Origin of the sequence: Citrobacter sedlakii NBRC 105722 (genome assembly GCF_000759835.1) — a bacterium.
Classification (GTDB): Bacteria; Pseudomonadota; Gammaproteobacteria; order Enterobacterales; family Enterobacteriaceae; genus Citrobacter_A; species Citrobacter_A sedlakii.
In genome coordinates, this window is sequence record NZ_BBNB01000018.1 from 67,369 (window position 1) to 84,119 (window position 16,751).

Genomic DNA, 16,751 nt, shown 5'->3' on the forward strand with positions numbered 1-16,751 from the left:
ATCATTTGAGTTTAAAGGGAAAACAGAGGATACAAGCGTTCTGGGGCATTTTTATTTGTATAAACCGACAAAAAAGAGGCCGTACTGCCCGCTTTCTTTGTCTGTTCACCCGAAACATTTCACCACTGGATACGCTAATAGATCGGATATGGGCCACATATTGCGCCCGCCTTTCATGCTGAGCATAAAATGAACAAGATTCACGCTAATTATTACCTGCAAGACTCTACCGCACGCCAGATAGTTCAACGCACAATGGGGATAATTCCGTACTCGGTAAATGTGATGAACGAGCATGGGATGATCATTGCTTCCGGGGAAGCCTCACGTTTACATCAACGCCATGAAGGCGCGGTACTCGCATTGACCGAAAACCGGGTCGTCGAAATTGATTCCGCGACCGCCAATAAGCTTAAAGGCGTTAAGCCCGGCATCAATTTACCGATTAATTTTCGCGACCAGCTGATTGGCGTACTGGGCATTACCGGCGAGCCTGGTGAAGTGAAGGCATATGCGCAGTTGGTGAAGATGGCTTCGGAATTAATCATCGAACAAATGGCGCTCCTCGAGCAAAAACAGTGGGATAAGCGTTACCGCGAAGAGCTGATTAATCAGCTGATTTTGCGTGACCCGCCGCCGGACTCGCTGAACGCGGTGGTCTCATGGTTGGGAATTAATCTCCAGCTTCCGCGGGTGGTGGTGATTATGGAACTGCAACAACCGGATCGCGACGCGCTGCGTAATCTGATGGAGTATTTTGAATATCGCGCCCGCGACCATTTGGTCACGTTTTCCGACTTTAATGAGCTGATAATCTTAAAACCTATCGCGCTAAAAAACGGCGTCTGGCATAAATCGTTGGAACTAAGCGATCTGCAGAGATTTAAACATTACGCACAGTCCTGTGGTTTTTCCCGACTGATCGTCGGCGGCTATTTCACCGGAGAAAACGGCCTGCGTCGCTCTTTTCAGACCGCGAAATCCACCCAGGCCATGGCGAAAAGACTGAAGTTGAAGCATCAGTTCATTTTTCATGACGACTATGCGCTGGCGTCATTATTGGGCGGGCTTTCCGGTACCTGGCAAGCGGAAGAATTATCCAAAATCTGGCGCGATCTGGTTGCCCAGGACACCAAAGGCGTTCTGCAAAAAACGCTACAGCATTATTTTGAGCATAATTGTGATCTTTCGCAAACAGCGACCAGCCTGCATATTCATGTCAATACATTACGCTATCGACTGCAGCGAGTGGAAGATATTACAGGAATACAAATCAATAACTTAAAACAGTTACTCTGGTTGTATATCGGCATGGAGTTACAGCGCTGAACTGTATTTTCCTCCAAATTTTTCGCCGTCTGGCGCCGTATTTTTAGCCGATACACACAAGTCTAACGCGGCTGCTTTCTCCATACTGCCCCCTGTTATTTTCATGGAGAAAGCAGAAGATGGTTTCAATAACAGCAACTGGCGCCATCATCGCACTCGTGGTGGCGATCGTTTTAATTTTACGCAAAGTCTCGCCGGCTTACGGCATGATGGTCGGCGCGCTGGTAGGCGGTCTGGTCGGCGGCGCCGATCTGGTGCAAACCGTGACGCTAATGGTCACCGGCGCGCAAGGCATTACCAATGCCGTGCTGCGCATTCTCGCGGCAGGTGTACTGGCCGGCGTGTTAATTGAATCCGGCGCGGCAAACACCATCGCTGAAACGGTAGTGAAAAAAGTGGGCGAAAGCCGGGCGCTTTTAGCCTTAGCCATTGCGACGATGATTCTGACCGCCGTCGGCGTATTTATCGACGTGGCGGTTATCACCGTTGCACCGATTGCCCTGTCTATTGCCCGTCGTGCCGGTTTGTCAAAACTCGCCATTCTGCTGGCGATGATTGGCGGCGGTAAAGCGGGTAATGTGATGTCGCCTAACCCCAATGCCATCGCCGCGTCGGACGCCTTTCATGTTCCCCTCACCTCCGTGATGATGGCCGGGATAATCCCCGGTCTGTTCGGCCTGATCGTGGCTTATTTCCTGGCAAAACGTCTCAGCCAGAAAGGCTTGATGGTGATGCCCGACGAAGTGATTTCACACGACAACCACGGCAAGCAGCCGGGATTTCTTGCCGCTATCAGCGCGCCGCTCGTCGCCATTGTGCTGCTGGCGCTACGACCTGTTGCGGGTATCGCCATCGATCCGCTGATTGCCCTGCCCGTCGGTGGGTTAGCCGGTGCGATCCTAATGGGCAGGTTTAAGCAAAGTAACGCCTTTATGATGTCCGGGCTTACGCGCATGGCGCCGGTAGCCATCATGCTGCTCGGTACCGGTACGCTCGCCGGGATTATCGCCAACTCGGAACTGAAAGATGTGCTCATTCATGGGCTGACCTCTTCCGGCCTGCCTTCTTATCTGCTGGCCCCTATTTCCGGTGCAATCATGTCTATGGCAACAGCGTCCACCACGGCGGGAACCGCCGTTGCCGCCGGGGTATTCAGCCAGACGCTGCTGGGTCTTGGCGTATCAGCCCTTGCCGGTGCCGCCATGATTCACGCTGGCGCAACCGTACTGGATCACCTGCCCCACGGCAGCTTCTTCCACGCCACGGGCGGCAGTGTCGGCATGCCGATCCACGAACGGTTAAAACTGCTGCCTTATGAAACCCTTGTCGGTTTTGTTATCGCCCTGATTTCCACACTGATGTTTGGCGTCTTCGGACTTGCCGGGTAAGGACACGATGAAAATAGTCATTGCACCAGATTCATTTAAAGAAAGTTTATCGGCCATGCAGGTGGCCACCGCTATCGAGCAGGGATTTCGTGAAATTTATCCCGAGGCCGAGTATGTCAAATTGCCGATGGCAGACGGCGGCGAAGGTACCGTCGAGTCAATGGTTGAAGCAACCGAAGGCCATTATCTGTTCCAGAATGTGACCGGACCGCTGGGGACGCCAGTACAGGCGCGCTGGGGTATGCTGGGAGATGGGAAAACGGCAATCGTTGAAATGGCCTCCGCATCCGGACTGCATCATGTCCCGCCAGAACGCCGTAACCCTACGCTCACCACCAGCTATGGCACCGGCGAACTGATCCTTGCCGCGCTGAACCACGGCGTTGAGCGCATTATTCTCGGGATTGGCGGTAGCGCCACCAATGACGGCGGCGCAGGTATGCTACAGGCACTTGGTGTGGCGCTGCTTGATACAAACGGGAAATCGCTTCCTTTCGGCGGCGGCGCGCTAAGCGACCTGGCCATCATCGATGCCTCAGGCTGCGACGCTCGACTGAAAAACGTTTCTGTCACCGTCGCCTGCGACGTTAACAATCCACTCTGTGGCGCAACAGGAGCGTCAGCCATCTTCGGTCCGCAAAAAGGGGCAACGCCGGAAATGGTTGCCTCCTTAGACGCTGCGCTGGCCAACTTTGGTAAACGGCTTCAGGACGCAACCGGACGAAACGTGATGACGACGCCTGGCGCAGGCGCCGCAGGCGGCATGGGCGCGGCGCTGTTAGGGATACTGAACGCGGAGTTAAAGCCGGGCGTGGAGATTGTTATTGACGCGCTGCATCTCGATAGCCTGGTCGCGGATGCCAGCCTGGTGATCACCGGTGAAGGTCGTCTTGATAGCCAGAGCATCAGCGGTAAAACGCCGATTGGCGTCGCACGCTGCGCTAAGCGGTATCAGAAACCGGTGATCGCGCTGGCGGGCGGCTTAACGACCGATCACCAGATTGTGCATCAGCACGGGCTGGACGCGGTGTTCTCCGTGCTGACGCGAATCGCCACGCTGCCGGAAGCGCTACAGGATGCGGAATACAACCTGCGCGTTTCGGCACGCAATATTGCCAGCGTCTGGAAATTATCACAGCAGCAGATGCGCTAATCTTCAGCCAGGCCTGCAAGCAGTAGCTGGCCTGGATATTCTTTCTCACCAGCCCCATGCTAAAATCGCCCGCTTCACTTATCCCACGCAAGGCACGATTATGGCAAAAACAGCAGCAGCACTGCATATTCTTGTTAAAGAAGAAAAACTGGCGCTGGATCTTCTTGAGCAGATTAAAAACGGCGCCGACTTCGGCAAACTGGCGAAGAAACACTCAATCTGTCCGTCTGGCAAACGCGGCGGCGACCTGGGCGAATTCCGTCAGGGCCAGATGGTTCCGGCATTCGATAAAGTGGTCTTTTCCTGCCCGGTACTGGAACCAACCGGTCCGCTGCACACCCAGTTCGGCTACCACATCATTAAGGTGCTGTACCGTAACTAACAAAAAACCCGGTGTCTTCAAACACCGGGTTTTTTATCTTTGCCGGATGCTGGCTTCGCGGAATTAGCCAGCGACAGCGATACGCTTCATATCGGTCATATAGCCGCGCAGTTTCTTACCTACCTGCTCGATAGCATGGCCACGAATCGCCTCGTTCACATCGCGCAACTGCGCGTTGTCTACCGCCCCTTCCGCAATCGCTTTGCCCAGATCGCCCGGCTGCAGGGTGGTCATGAACTCTTTCAACAGCGGTACGCAGGCGTAAGAGAACAGGTAGTTGCCGTACTCGGCGGTATCAGAGATAACCACGTTCATTTCGTACAGACGCTTACGGGCGATGGTGTTCGCGATCAGCGGCAGTTCGTGCAGGGATTCGTAGTACGCAGACTCTTCGATGATGCCGGAATCCACCATGGTTTCGAACGCCAGCTCAACGCCTGCTTTCACCATCGCGATCATCAATACGCCTTTATCGAAATACTCCTGCTCACTGATTTTGCCTTCATACTGTGGCGCCGTTTCGAACGCGGTTTTACCGGTTTCTTCACGCCAGGTCAGCAGTTTCTTATCGTCGTTCGCCCAGTCCGCCATCATGCCGGAAGAGAATTCGCCGGAGATGATGTCATCCATGTGTTTCTGGAACAGCGGCGCCATGATCGCTTTCAGCTGTTCGGAGAGCGCGTAAGCACGCAGTTTCGCCGGATTAGACAGGCGGTCCATCATCAGCGTAATGCCCCCCTGCTTCAGCGCTTCGGTGATGGTTTCCCAGCCAAACTGAATCAGTTTTTCCGCGTATGCCGGGTCGGTGCCCTCTTCCACCAGCTTGTCGAAGCACAGCAGAGAACCCGCCTGCAGCATGCCGCACAGAATGGTCTGCTCGCCCATCAGGTCAGATTTCACTTCCGCAACGAAGGACGATTCCAGCACGCCCGCGCGGTGGCCACCGGTCGCTGCCGCCCATGCTTTGGCAATCGCCATGCCTTCGCCTTTCGGATCGTTTTCCGGGTGAACCGCGATCAGGGTCGGCACGCCGAAGCCACGCTTGTACTCTTCGCGTACTTCCGTACCCGGGCATTTCGGCGCCACCATCACCACGGTGATGTCTTTACGGATCTGCTCGCCCACTTCAACAATGTTAAAGCCGTGAGAGTAACCCAGCGCGGCGCCGTCTTTCATCAGCGGCTGTACGGAACGCACCACGTCAGAGTGCTGCTTGTCTGGCGTCAGGTTTACCACCAGGTCCGCCTGCGGGATCAGCTCTTCGTAGGTACCCACTTTAAAGCCGTTTTCGGTCGCTTTACGCCAGGACGCGCGCTTTTCGGCAATTGCTTCTTTGCGCAGGGCGTAAGAGATATCCAAACCGGAGTCACGCATATTCAGGCCCTGGTTCAGACCCTGCGCGCCACAGCCGACGATGACCACTTTTTTACCCTGAAGGTAGCTCGCGCCATCGGCAAATTCGTCGCGGCCCATAAAGCGGCATTTGCCCAGCTGCGCCAACTGCTGGCGCAGGTTCAGTGTATTAAAGTAGTTAGCCATGGGTGATACCTCGTGATGTTGTGTGTCTTATTGTTCGGTTCGCGTTTCAGCGAGAATGTACCCACATTACAACAGGAAATTTATTGCGGAAATTGATATATTCACAACGTCATGTTGCAATTTTTGCAATGTAAAAAGAGGGAGTGGAATCGGTGGATTTACGCGATTTGAAAATGTTCCTGCATCTGGCGGAAAGCCGTCACTTTGGCCGCAGCGCCCGGGCGATGCACGTCAGCCCGTCCACGCTTTCCCGACAGATACAGCGCCTTGAGGAAGACCTTGGCCAGCCGCTGTTCGTGCGCGACAACCGCACCGTCACGCTCACGGAAGCGGGCGAAGAGCTACGGGTCTTTGCCCAACAGACCTTATTGCAGTATCAGCAACTGCGGCACACGCTCGATCAGCAGGGACCGTCGCTCTCCGGCGAGCTGCATATTTTCTGCTCCGTGACCGCCGCTTACAGTCATTTGCCGCCTGTTCTCGATCGCTTTCGCGCGGAGCACCCCTCGGTGGAAATTAAACTCACCACGGGCGACGCCGCCGACGCGATGGAAAAGGTGGTGACGGGCGAAGCGGATCTCGCCATTGCCGGGAAACCCGAAACGCTGCCCGGCGCAGTGGCATTCTCGATGCTGGAGAATCTGGCGGTGGTGCTGATCGCCCCGGCGTTACCCTGCCCGGTACGCAGTCAGGTCGCGGTGGAAAAACCCGACTGGTCGACAGTGCCGTTCATCATGGCTGACCAGGGGCCAGTGCGCCGCCGCATTGAGCTGTGGTTTCGCCGCCATAAAATCAGTAACCCCATGATTTACGCAACCGTCGGCGGGCATGAAGCGATGGTGTCGATGGTCGCGCTCGGCTGCGGCGTGGCGCTGCTGCCGGAAGTGGTGCTGGAAAACAGTCCTGAACCGGTACGCAATCGCGTGATGATTTTAGAACGTAGCGACGAAAAAACTCCGTTTGAGTTGGGGGTGTGCGCAACGAAAAAGCGGCTGCATGAGCCGCTGATTGACGCGTTCTGGAAGATATTGCCGAACCACTAGCCCGCCAGAAAGAAACGGAACGCCGGGTTTTGAGTTTCGTCGTGACACTCATAGCCCAGTTCGTTCAGGCGCGTTTCGAAATCCGGCTCGTGATCGCCCAGTTCGAAGGCTGCCAGCACGCGCCCGTAGTCGGTGCCATGGCTGCGGTAATGGAACAAAGAGATGTTCCAGTGGGTGCCGAGCGTATACAAAAACTTCAGCAAGGCGCCGGGAGATTCCGGAAACTCGAAGCTGTAAAGTCGTTCTTTCAGCGGCTTAGATGGACGCCCGCCGACCATATAGCGCACATGGAGCTTCGCCATCTCGTCGTCAGAGAGATCGACCACGCTGTAGCCGCCGTCATTCAGCAAATTAAGGATCTCTTTGCGCTCTTCCAGACCGCGGCTTAAACGCACGCCGACAAAAATGCAGGCATCTTTGGCATCGGCAAAACGGTAGTTAAATTCCGTTACCGAACGACCGCCGAGGAGCTGGCAAAATTTCAGAAAGCTGCCCTTCTCTTCCGGAATGGTCACCGCCAGCAAGGCTTCACGCTGTTCACCCAGCTCGCAGCGCTCGGAAACGTAGCGCAGGCCGTGGAAGTTAACGTTGGCGCCAGACAGCACGTGCGCCAGACGTTCGCCGCGAATGTTGTGCTGGGCGATATATTTTTTCATGCCCGCCAGCGCCAGCGCGCCGGACGGTTCCGCCACCGCACGCACGTCCTCGAACAGATCTTTCATAGCCGCGCAGATAGCATCGCTATCAACCGTGATAATATCGTCAAGATACTCCTGGCACAGACGGAAGGTTTCATCGCCGATGCGTTTGACCGCCACGCCCTCGGCAAACAGCCCCACACGCGGGAGATCGACCGGATGCCCGGCATCGAGAGCCGCTTTCAGGCACGCGGAGTCTTCCGCTTCAACGGCAATGACCTTGATCTGCGGCATCAGCTGTTTGATCAGCACCGCCACACCTGCCGCCAGGCCGCCGCCGCCCACCGGCACGAACACGCGATCAAGGTGAGCGTCCTGCTGGAGCAGTTCAAGGGCCAGCGTTCCCTGCCCGGCAATCACCATCGGGTGGTCGAACGGCGGCACCCAGGTAAAGCCCTGCTGCTGCGCCAGTTCGATCGCTTTGGCTTTCGCCTCATCAAAATTCGCGCCGTGTAGCAGGACTTCTCCGCCAAAACCGCGCACCGCATCCACTTTGATATCAGCAGTCGCAACCGGCATGACAATCAGCGCCTTCACGCCCAGACGCGCAGAGGAAAACGCCACGCCCTGCGCATGATTGCCCGCCGACGCGGTGATCACACCGCGCGCTTTTTGGTCCTCGGTTAAGCCCGCCATCATCGCGTAAGCGCCGCGCAGCTTAAAGCTGTGCACCGGCTGGCGGTCTTCGCGCTTCACCAGGATGACGTTGTCGAGGCGCGAGGAGAGTTTTTCCATTTTTTGCAGAGGCGTGACTTGCGCCGCTTCATAAACCGGCGCGCGCAGCACCGCCCGGAGATATTCCGCCCCCTCGGGGGCGGCTGATAAGGGTTGTGACTCGGCCATCATTAGCCCCCAAGTTTGGATTTATCGCGCACCGCACCTTTGTCTGCGCTGGTCGCGAGGCTGGCGTAGGCGCGCAGGGCAAACGACACCTGACGCTGACGGTTTTTCGGCGTCCAGGCTTTGTCACCGCGCGCTTCCTGCGCTTCACGGCGCGCCGCCAGTTCGGCGTCGCTCACCTGCAACTGAATGCCACGGTTAGGGATATCAATGGCGATAAGATCGCCATCTTCAATCAGGCCAATATTGCCGCCGCTTGCCGCTTCAGGGGAAACGTGGCCGATGGAGAGACCAGAGGTCCCGCCAGAGAAACGACCATCGGTGATCAGCGCACAGGCTTTGCCGAGGCCCATGGATTTCAGGAAGCTGGTTGGGTAGAGCATTTCCTGCATTCCCGGACCGCCTTTCGGCCCTTCGTAGCGGATCACCACAACGTCGCCTTCCACCACTTTGCCGCCGAGAATGGCTTCTACCGCGTCGTCCTGGCTTTCGTAGACTTTCGCCGGGCCGGTGAAAGTCAGGATGCTGTCATCCACGCCTGCGGTTTTTACGATGCAGCCGTTTTCCGCGAAGTTACCGTACAGTACCGCCAGACCGCCGTCTTTGCTGTAGGCATGTTCCAGCGAGCGGATACATCCTCCTGCGCGATCGTCGTCCAGTGTCTCCCAACGACAGTCCTGCGAGAACGCTTTGGTGGTGCGAATGCCAGCCGGACCGGCACGGAACATCTGCTTCACGGCCTCATCCTGCGTCACCATCACGTCGTACTGCTCAAGCGTTTGCGGCAGCGTCAGCCCCAGTACGTTTTTCACGTCACGGTTCAGCAACCCCGCACGATCCAGTTCGCCGAGGATCCCCAGCACGCCCCCTGCACGGTGAACATCTTCCATGTGGTATTTTTGGGTGCTTGGCGCCACCTTGCACAATTGCGGCACTTTGCGGGACAGTTTGTCGATATCGCTCATGGTGAAGTCAATCTCCGCTTCCTGCGCGGCGGCCAGCAGGTGCAGAACGGTATTGGTTGAACCGCCCATGGCGATATCCAGCGTCATGGCGTTTTCGAATGCTGCCTTGCTGGCGATGTTGCGCGGCAGCGCGCTGGCGTCGTCCTGCTCGTAGTAGCGTTTCGTCAGCTCAACGATGCGTTTGCCGGCGTTAAGGAACAGCTGTTTACGGTCAGCGTGGGTCGCCAACAGCGAACCGTTCCCCGGCTGGGAAAGACCCAGCGCTTCGGTCAGGCAGTTCATGGAGTTGGCGGTGAACATTCCGGAACAGGAACCACAGGTCGGGCAGGCAGAGCGTTCAACCTGATTGCTTTGGTCGTCAGAGACTTTCGGGTCTGCGCCCTGGATCATCGCGTCGACCAGATCGAGTTTGATGATCTGATCGGACAGTTTGGTTTTCCCGGCTTCCATCGGACCGCCGGAAACAAAGATCACCGGAATGTTCAGGCGCAATGAGGCCATCAGCATTCCGGGGGTGATTTTGTCGCAGTTGGAGATACAAACCATCGCATCAGCGCAGTGAGCGTTCACCATGTACTCGACTGAATCGGCGATCAATTCGCGGGACGGCAGCGAATAAAGCATCCCTCCGTGGCCCATGGCGATACCATCATCCACGGCGATGGTGTTGAACTCTTTCGCCACGCCACCTGCGGCTTCTATCTGTTCGGCAACCAGTTTACCGAGATCGCGCAGGTGCACGTGCCCCGGCACGAACTGGGTAAACGAGTTCACGACCGCAATGATCGGCTTACCAAAATCGTCATCGGTCATTCCAGTGGCGCGCCACAGCGCGCGGGCTCCCGCCATATTGCGGCCATGAGTGGTGGTGGCGGAACGGTACTTAGGCATACTTTTTACTCCCAGTGTCTGTCTGTGAAATGGGACGGTGCGTGCCGTCCCATTTTTTATTCTTAGTGATTAACCTGATCCAACCAGCCGTATTTATCTTCCGTTTCACCGGTGAAGAGACCGAAGAAGGCTTGCTGAATGCGCTTCGTGACCGGACCGCAGCGGCCTTCGCCTACCTGGATTCCGTCAACGCTGCGCACCGGGGTGATTTCCGCCGCGGTACCTGACATAAACACTTCGTCAGCCAGATACAGGGATTCGCGGGACAGTACCTGCTCGCGAACTTCGATACCGAGGTCTTTCGCCAGTTTGATGATCGCGTCGCGGGTGATACCCGGCAGCGCGGAAGAAGTAAACGGCGGCGTGAACAGCACGCCATCTTTCACTTCAAACAGGTTTTCGCCTGCGCCTTCGGAGATATAGCCATTCACGTCCAGAGCGATACCTTCCTGATACCCATGGCGGCGGGCTTCGCTGCCCACCAGCAGAGAGGAAAGATAGTTGCCGCCCGCTTTCGCCGCCGTCGGAATGGTGTTTGGCGCTGCGCGATTCCAGGACGACACCATCGCATCGATCCCCTGTTCCAGGGCTTCGGCGCCCAGGTATGCGCCCCATGGGAACGCTGCGATGATCACGTCGGTGTTGTATCCCGGAGGTGGGTTCACGCCCATGCCAACATCACCGACAAACACCAGCGGACGTATGTAGGCGCTGGTCAGGTTGTTTTTACGGATCACGTCGCGACAGGCTTCCATCAATTCGTCCACGCTTTGCGAAACCGGGAAACGATAAATTTTGGCTGAGTCATGCAAACGCTGCATGTGTTCACGATGACGGAACACCACCGGTCCTTTGTGAGAGTCGTAGCAACGGATACCTTCAAACACGGACGTACCGTAATGCAGCGCGTGGGACATCACGTGGACTTTCGCGTCCTCCCAACGAACCATCTCCCCATTGAACCAAATGTAATCAGCTTTTTTCGTCGTCATTTTTTTCTTCCTGTCGCGCTCAAGCACGGATTTGTTGTGATGTGGTTGTGCTCTGGCAGATGGCAACATGTGCAACGTCTACCAGTTTTGTTAACTGACTAAACAGTAAGTCGACCGACCGAGGACTGGCAACGGTTAATTCGATATTGATGTTTTGCGCATCGCTGGCGGCTTCCATATTCATGGCGCATACCTGAAATCCGCGATGACGGACCACGCGCAATACGCGTTCTAACGTTTCGGGATTAAAGCGAGCTTCAACGGCGACCTGATGTTGCATCATAATGTTTTCTCCAGCATTTCAGAGTTGCTGGCGCCAGGCGGCACCAGAGGCCAGACATTCTCAAGTTCATTGATTGAGACATGAAGCAGGTATGGCCCCTCGCTGTTCAGCAGGGTGTCGAGTGCCGCTTCAACCTGGTCTTTACGGGTGATGTGTTGGCCAGGGATGCCGAAAGCGCTGGCTAACATAAGGAAATCGGGGTTATCAGTCAGAGTGGTTTCGCTATATCGTTCTGCAAAAAACAGTTGTTGCCATTGTCGAACCATCCCTAACCGTTGGTTATCCAGTAATACCATCTTCAACGGTAACTGCTTGCGTTTTACGGTGCCTAACTCCTGAACGTTCATCATGAAGGAGCCATCACCGGAGATACAGATTACGGTATCGTTGGGCCGCGCAACCTGTGCGCCCACCGCAGCCGGTAAGCCAAACCCCATGGTGCCTAATCCGCTGGAGGTGATGAAATTCTCCGGACGGGTATAAGTCATGTGTTGCGCTGACCACATCTGGTGCTGGCCGACATCGGTTGTCACCACGCAGTTTGCCGGTTTACGTTCGGACAGCTGCTTCAACAGCAGCGGCGCGTAAATGGCATCGCCCGGATGGTCGTAGCGCCAGCTGTGTTCCGCTCGCAGCTCCGCGTTACGCTGGCGCCACGCATCGATATTTACCGGTTGCTGTAAAGCATGCAGAAGGGCATTTAAATCGCCCTGCAGCGCAACGTGGGCCTGGCGCAGTTTGTTCAACTCAGCCGGGTCGATATCCATATGAATCACACTGGCGTGCGGCGCGAAAGTGTTTAATTTGCCAGTCACCCGGTCATCAAAACGTGCGCCGATCGCAATCAGTAAGTCGCACTCCTGTACCGCGAAATTTGCCGCTTTGGTGCCATGCATACCAAGCATCCCCAGGTAGTACGGATAGTCAGCCTCCACGGCGCCTAACCCTTTCAGCGTACAGGTAACGGGCATTTGTGTTGTCGCCAGAAACTCACGCAGCGCCGGTACCGCCTGCGCCATTCCTACGCCGCCGCCGACGTACAACATAGGTTTTTGCGCCTGCGCCAACATAGCGCGAGCCTGTTCAACTTCTGCATGGGGGAAAGCCGCTTCGCTTTCAACGGTGGTGAAATATGGTTCCAGCGCACCGCTGGCTAACTGGATATCTTTCGGGATATCGACCAGTACAGGACCGGGACGGCCGGAACGGGCGACGTCAAACGCCTCTGCCATGATGCGTGGCAATTCTTCCAGCGACTGCACCAGGAAACTGTGTTTGGTGCAGGCCAGCGAAAGACCTAATACATCCACTTCCTGAAATGCATCAGTACCGATGAACGGCGCAGAAACCTGCCCCGTGATAGCCACTACCGGAACGGAATCCAGCAGCGCATCCGCCAGGCCGGTGATCAGGTTAGTCGCCCCCGGGCCGGAAGTGGCGATACAGACTCCGGTTTTACCTGTAGCGCGGGCGTAGCCAATAGCGGCCATCGCAGCACCCTGCTCATGGCGGCACAACAGGTGCTCCACGCCACCGTCATACAACGCATCGTAGACCGGCATAATTGCGCCACCGGGATAGCCGAAAACGGTCTCGACACCCTGCGCACGCAACGCATGTACCACCCACTGTGCTCCATTCATAGTTAGTTCCCCGCCGTAAATCCTGCGAAACAGAATTTTATGCTGTTATTCATTATCTGCTCCTCGATGGTAGTTTTAAGGTCAAAAAAAACCCCCGGACCTTTCGGTGCGGGGGTCTTAGTTCGTTAAGGCTTGATTTCTAAGCCTTTCCTCGTCCAAGTGCAGCCCCGCACGGTGGGATAATAATCACCACCACGCTAATCACGACCAGGCTAATCACTCGTAGAAGGGCTGTCATTTTTGTCGATTCTTGCATCTTGTTCGAAGGAATGCCTAAAGAGTTACCATAGATTTTGCCGATTGCACAAGATTTTTTTGGTTTGTTTTTTCCGTCGCTGCTGATGCTTTAACGTAACGCCGTTGTTTTTTATACAAAAAGTGATATTTGAAAAAAATTCACCTTGCACGGGTAACTCGCTGTTTCCGTTGTGCAACATACCTGTCTGATCGCCTTTTGCGAGCAGTCTTCCGGAATACGGTTTTATGCTTTCAAATTCCGTAAAAATACCGGAATCATCCCCGAAAAAACGCAAAATTACACAACATTCACCCTAACGCGTACGCCATAATCATGGCCTCTGGAGGGGCTATGTCACTGTCAATTGTTCATACGCGAGCTGCGCTCGGCGTTAACGCGCCGGCTATCACAATCGAAGTCCATATCAGTAACGGGCTCCCAGGCCTGACGCTGGTGGGGCTGCCGGAAACCACCGTAAAGGAGGCCCGGGATCGGGTTCGTAGCGCTATTATCAATAGCGGGTATGAATTCCCGGCTAAGAAAATCACGATTAATCTTGCCCCTGCCGATCTCCCCAAGGAGGGAGGGCGATATGATTTACCTATCGCCGTTGCGCTTCTGGTGGCTTCTGAGCAGCTTAAGACCCATAGGCTTGATCAATATGAGTTAGTGGGCGAATTAGCGCTTACAGGCGCGCTACGTGGCGTTCCTGGCGCCATCTCCAGCGCAACCGAAGCGATACGCGCAGGAAGAAGCATCATCGTTGCAAAAGAGAATGAAGACGAAGTAGGACTGATTGACGGCGATGGCTGTCTGATAGCCGACCATCTGCAGGCAGTCTGCGCATTTCTGGAAGGCAAGCAGCCGCTCGATCCCCCTTCCCCGGGCGTATGGGGTTCTTCGCCCACTCACGACGATCTCAACGATATTATTGGCCAGGAGCAAGGTAAGCGCAGCCTGGAGATTACGGCGGCAGGTGGACACAACCTGCTTCTTATTGGCCCTCCGGGCACCGGTAAAACAATGCTTGCCAGTCGGCTTAATGGATTACTACCACCTCTAAGTAACAAAGAGGCGCTGGAAAGCGCGGCAATCCTTAGCCTGGTTAATTCGACCAGTGTGCAAAAGCAGTGGAAACAGCGCCCCTTTCGATCGCCACATCACAGCGCATCCCTGGCGGCAATGGTCGGTGGCGGCTCCATTCCCGGACCCGGTGAAATTTCTCTGGCGCATAACGGCATACTTTTTCTCGATGAACTCCCCGAATTCGAACGACGCACATTAGATGCGTTACGTGAGCCGATAGAGTCCGGGCAGATTCACCTTTCGCGCACGCGGGCTAAGATCGCCTATCCGGCGCGTTTTCAATTGGTTGCGGCAATGAACCCCGGCCCTACCGGACATTATCAGGGAAAACACAATCGATGTACGCCAGAACAAACACTGCGCTATCTTGGCCGGCTGTCCGGACCGTTTCTCGACCGCTTCGATCTTTCGTTGGAGATCCCGTTGCTACCTGCAGGTATGCTCAGTCAGACCGAAGTCAAAGGTGAAAGTAGCGCTACGGTTAAGCAGCGGGTCATCGCTGCGCAGGAACAGCAGTACAGGCGCCAGGGTAAACTCAACGCACATTTGCAAAATAAAGAAATTCGTCAGCATTGCCCGTTGAACAACGAGGATTCGCAGTGGCTGGAAGAAACGCTCATCCATCTGGGGTTGTCTATCAGGGCGTGGCAACGTTTGTTGAAGGTTTCCCGGACCATTGCCGATCTCGAACAGGCGGAAGGGATCACTCGCCAGCATTTACAGGAAGCAGTGAGCTACCGGGCCATAGACAGGTTGCTTGCTCATCTGCAGAAACTCCTGACGTAAAAAAAGGGCTTACGCCCTTTTTTCGTTAGTCATCAGACTCAGTATAGTCTTCAGCCCCTTCCATCTGCGGTTTACCGCCTGACAGGGTGTGGAAACGTTTTGGACGCTTGATGCGCGACATGTATTTAGACCATACACGTTCCGCTTCGGTCACCGGCTCGCGTTCACCACGGCATACCGCCACAAAGAGTTTCTCTTCCTCGGTAACCGGCTCACGCTTGCCAAGATCCAGCTCGTTGAAGGCATAACCATGACGCTCAAGCAGTTGTGCCTCTTTGATGGTGAAATCACCATGACGAGAGAACCCGCGTGGATAATATTTGTTGTCGAAATATCGATTAGTCGTCGTAAAGCTTTCCGCCATCCTGCACGCTCCTAATTCTTTGGCCGAGCTATTTATGGCGCGGAGTATTAGTTACGCTTGACAGAGTGTAAAACAAAACATTTAAATCATAACGACAAATAATTTTGCGGAGAGCACTGTGGATACGGAATTGCTAAAAACTTTCCTGGAAGTGAGCCGGACACGCCACTTTGGCCGGGCTGCGGAAGCACTCTATCTGACACAGTCGGCGGTGAGCTTTCGCATCAGACAGCTGGAAAACCAGCTGGGCGTGAACCTTTTCACACGCCACAGAAACAATATCCGCTTAACAGCAGCGGGGGAGAAGCTTTTACCCTATGCCGAAACGCTGATGAATACGTGGCAGGCGGCCCGCAAAGAAGTCGCCCATACCTCAAGGCATAATGAGTTCTCTATCGGTGCCAGCGCTTCTTTGTGGGAGTGTATGCTCAATGACTGGCTGGGTCGGCTATACCAGACACAAGAGCCGCAAACCAGCCTGCAATTCGAAGCGCGTATTGCCCAGCGCCAGTCTCTGGTCAAGCAGTTACATGAGCGTCAGCTTGATCTGCTGATCACGACCGAAGCGCCGAAGATGGATGAATTCAGTAGTCAGTTACTTGGGCATTTCACCCTGGCGTTATACTGCGCGCGCCCTTCTACGCTAAAGGATGCGTTGAATTATTTGCGGCTGGAGTGGGGTCCGGACTTTCAGCAGCATGAAGTAGGTCTGATCGCCTCGGATGAAATACCCGTGCTAACCACCAGTTCCGCCGAACTGGCCAGACAGCAACTGTCGGCGTTGAATGGTTGCACCTGGTTACCCACAGCATGGGCTAAGGAAAAAGGCGGTTTGCATACCGTTGCCGACAGTGCAACGCTATCGCGTCCGTTATACGCCATATGGCTGCAGAATAGCGATAAACATGCGCTGATCAGAGATCTTTTAAAAACCGTCGTACTGGAAGAATAAAACAATCAGGAGGCAAGGATGCCGATAAGAAGGGATGGTGAATTTACTGTTTTACAAACAAAAAAAATCCTTAGCAAATGCTAAGGATTATTTTATGGCAGGGGCGGAGAGACTCGAACTCCCAACACCCGGTTTTGGAGACCGGTGCTCTACCAATTGAACTACGCCCCTAATTAGGG

Annotated in this window: 15 protein-coding genes and 1 tRNA gene; 7 read left to right on the forward strand and 9 right to left on the reverse strand. The window is 55.1% G+C overall.

Translation table 11 applies throughout. The features are described from left to right. Positions 1–189 precede the first annotated feature (189 nt). From CSE01S_RS21070 to ppiC, 4 genes are all read left to right on the forward strand, one after another. A complete protein-coding gene (locus CSE01S_RS21070; RefSeq protein ID WP_042292828.1) occupies positions 190–1,329 on the forward strand; it encodes a sugar diacid recognition domain-containing protein in 1,140 nt (379 codons plus the stop codon). A 119-nt stretch (positions 1,330–1,448) separates the two neighbouring features. Further along, entirely contained in the window at positions 1,449–2,717 is a 1,269-nt protein-coding gene (locus CSE01S_RS21075) for a GntP family permease (RefSeq protein WP_042292830.1), read from the forward strand. A 7-nt stretch (positions 2,718–2,724) separates the two neighbouring features. Beyond that, the gene (locus tag CSE01S_RS21080; protein ID WP_042292833.1) at positions 2,725–3,870 is read left to right on the forward strand and encodes a glycerate kinase; all 1,146 of its coding nucleotides are present in this window, start codon (positions 2,725–2,727) and stop codon (positions 3,868–3,870) included. 100 nt (positions 3,871–3,970) lie between these two features. After that, positions 3,971–4,252 carry a peptidylprolyl isomerase PpiC gene (ppiC, locus tag CSE01S_RS21085; protein WP_001140251.1) on the forward strand — a complete coding sequence of 94 codons (282 nt, stop codon included), beginning with the start codon at positions 3,971–3,973 and terminating at the stop codon, positions 4,250–4,252. Between the two features lie 63 nt (positions 4,253–4,315). Here the strand turns inward: ppiC and ilvC are convergent, their stop codons facing one another. Continuing rightward, the gene (gene ilvC / locus CSE01S_RS21090; protein WP_042292840.1) at positions 4,316–5,791 is read right to left on the reverse strand and encodes a ketol-acid reductoisomerase; all 1,476 of its coding nucleotides are present in this window, start codon (positions 5,789–5,791) and stop codon (positions 4,316–4,318) included. 152 nt (positions 5,792–5,943) lie between these two features. On the opposite strand from ilvC, the gene ilvY reads away from it, so the two are divergent. Then, the gene (ilvY, locus tag CSE01S_RS21095; protein ID WP_042292841.1) at positions 5,944–6,834 is read left to right on the forward strand and encodes an HTH-type transcriptional activator IlvY; all 891 of its coding nucleotides are present in this window, start codon (positions 5,944–5,946) and stop codon (positions 6,832–6,834) included. Here ilvY and ilvA read toward each other — a convergent pair. The 6 genes from ilvA to ilvL all read right to left on the reverse strand — a co-directional run bounded on the left by ilvA (position 6,831) and on the right by ilvL (position 13,384). Beyond that, complete coding sequence (ilvA, locus tag CSE01S_RS21100; protein ID WP_042292866.1) at positions 6,831–8,375, reverse strand: threonine ammonia-lyase, biosynthetic; 1,545 nt, start codon at positions 8,373–8,375, stop codon at positions 6,831–6,833. The two genes, ilvY and ilvA, sit on opposite strands and share 4 nt — an antisense overlap. Positions 8,376–8,377: 2 nt before the next feature. Beyond that, positions 8,378–10,228: a dihydroxy-acid dehydratase gene (gene ilvD / locus CSE01S_RS21105; RefSeq protein WP_042292842.1), complete on the reverse strand. Its 1,851-nt coding sequence runs from the start codon at positions 10,226–10,228 to the stop codon at positions 8,378–8,380. Positions 10,229–10,290: 62 nt separating this feature from the next. Further along, entirely contained in the window at positions 10,291–11,220 is a 930-nt protein-coding gene (gene ilvE, locus CSE01S_RS21110) for a branched-chain-amino-acid transaminase (protein ID WP_042292843.1), read from the reverse strand. Between the two features lie 19 nt (positions 11,221–11,239). Next, complete coding sequence (gene ilvM / locus CSE01S_RS21115; protein WP_042292846.1) at positions 11,240–11,503, reverse strand: acetolactate synthase 2 small subunit; 264 nt, start codon at positions 11,501–11,503, stop codon at positions 11,240–11,242. After that, positions 11,500–13,146, reverse strand: coding sequence for an acetolactate synthase 2 catalytic subunit (gene ilvG / locus CSE01S_RS21120; RefSeq protein WP_042292848.1), 1,647 nt, complete (start codon positions 13,144–13,146; stop codon positions 11,500–11,502). Before ilvG ends, ilvM begins: the two co-directional genes overlap by 4 nt. 139 nt (positions 13,147–13,285) lie before the next feature. Next, positions 13,286–13,384 (reverse strand): ilv operon leader peptide, encoded by a 99-nt coding sequence (gene ilvL, locus CSE01S_RS21125; protein ID WP_001311244.1) that lies wholly within the window; start codon positions 13,382–13,384, stop codon positions 13,286–13,288. A 351-nt stretch (positions 13,385–13,735) separates the two neighbouring features. On the opposite strand from ilvL, the gene CSE01S_RS21135 reads away from it, so the two are divergent. Further along, positions 13,736–15,256: a YifB family Mg chelatase-like AAA ATPase gene (locus CSE01S_RS21135; protein WP_042292855.1), complete on the forward strand. Its 1,521-nt coding sequence runs from the start codon at positions 13,736–13,738 to the stop codon at positions 15,254–15,256. Between the two features lie 25 nt (positions 15,257–15,281). Here CSE01S_RS21135 and maoP read toward each other — a convergent pair whose 3' ends face one another. Next, positions 15,282–15,620, reverse strand: coding sequence for a macrodomain Ori organization protein MaoP (gene maoP / locus CSE01S_RS21140; RefSeq protein WP_042292859.1), 339 nt, complete (start codon positions 15,618–15,620; stop codon positions 15,282–15,284). A gap of 118 nt (positions 15,621–15,738) precedes the next feature. On the opposite strand from maoP, the gene hdfR reads away from it, so the two are divergent. Continuing rightward, complete coding sequence (gene hdfR, locus CSE01S_RS21145) at positions 15,739–16,572, forward strand: HTH-type transcriptional regulator HdfR (RefSeq protein WP_042292860.1); 834 nt, start codon at positions 15,739–15,741, stop codon at positions 16,570–16,572. A 95-nt stretch (positions 16,573–16,667) separates the two neighbouring features. Here hdfR and CSE01S_RS21150 read toward each other — a convergent pair. Further along, positions 16,668–16,743: transfer RNA gene (locus tag CSE01S_RS21150), tRNA-Trp, on the reverse strand. Between the last annotated feature and the right edge of the window lie 8 nt (positions 16,744–16,751).

What these genes read in the sequence shown, in the direction of transcription:
- CSE01S_RS21070 (WP_042292828.1), top strand. Translation starts at nt 190, where the DNA reads ATGAACAAGATTCACGCTAATTATTACCTGCAAGACTCTACCGCACGC.
- CSE01S_RS21075 (WP_042292830.1), top strand. Translation starts at nt 1,449, where the DNA reads ATGGTTTCAATAACAGCAACTGGCGCCATCATCGCACTCGTGGTGGCG.
- CSE01S_RS21080 (WP_042292833.1), top strand. Translation starts at nt 2,725, where the DNA reads ATGAAAATAGTCATTGCACCAGATTCATTTAAAGAAAGTTTATCGGCC.
- ppiC (WP_001140251.1), top strand. Translation starts at nt 3,971, where the DNA reads ATGGCAAAAACAGCAGCAGCACTGCATATTCTTGTTAAAGAAGAAAAA.
- ilvC (WP_042292840.1), bottom strand. Translation starts at nt 5,791, where the DNA reads ATGGCTAACTACTTTAATACACTGAACCTGCGCCAGCAGTTGGCGCAG.
- ilvA (WP_042292866.1), bottom strand. Translation starts at nt 8,375, where the DNA reads ATGGCCGAGTCACAACCCTTATCAGCCGCCCCCGAGGGGGCGGAATAT.
- ilvD (WP_042292842.1), bottom strand. Translation starts at nt 10,228, where the DNA reads ATGCCTAAGTACCGTTCCGCCACCACCACTCATGGCCGCAATATGGCG.
- ilvE (WP_042292843.1), bottom strand. Translation starts at nt 11,220, where the DNA reads ATGACGACGAAAAAAGCTGATTACATTTGGTTCAATGGGGAGATGGTT.
- ilvM (WP_042292846.1), bottom strand. Translation starts at nt 11,503, where the DNA reads ATGATGCAACATCAGGTCGCCGTTGAAGCTCGCTTTAATCCCGAAACG.
- ilvG (WP_042292848.1), bottom strand. Translation starts at nt 13,146, where the DNA reads ATGAATGGAGCACAGTGGGTGGTACATGCGTTGCGTGCGCAGGGTGTC.
- ilvL (WP_001311244.1), bottom strand. Translation starts at nt 13,384, where the DNA reads ATGACAGCCCTTCTACGAGTGATTAGCCTGGTCGTGATTAGCGTGGTG.
- CSE01S_RS21135 (WP_042292855.1), top strand. Translation starts at nt 13,736, where the DNA reads ATGTCACTGTCAATTGTTCATACGCGAGCTGCGCTCGGCGTTAACGCG.
- maoP (WP_042292859.1), bottom strand. Translation starts at nt 15,620, where the DNA reads ATGGCGGAAAGCTTTACGACGACTAATCGATATTTCGACAACAAATAT.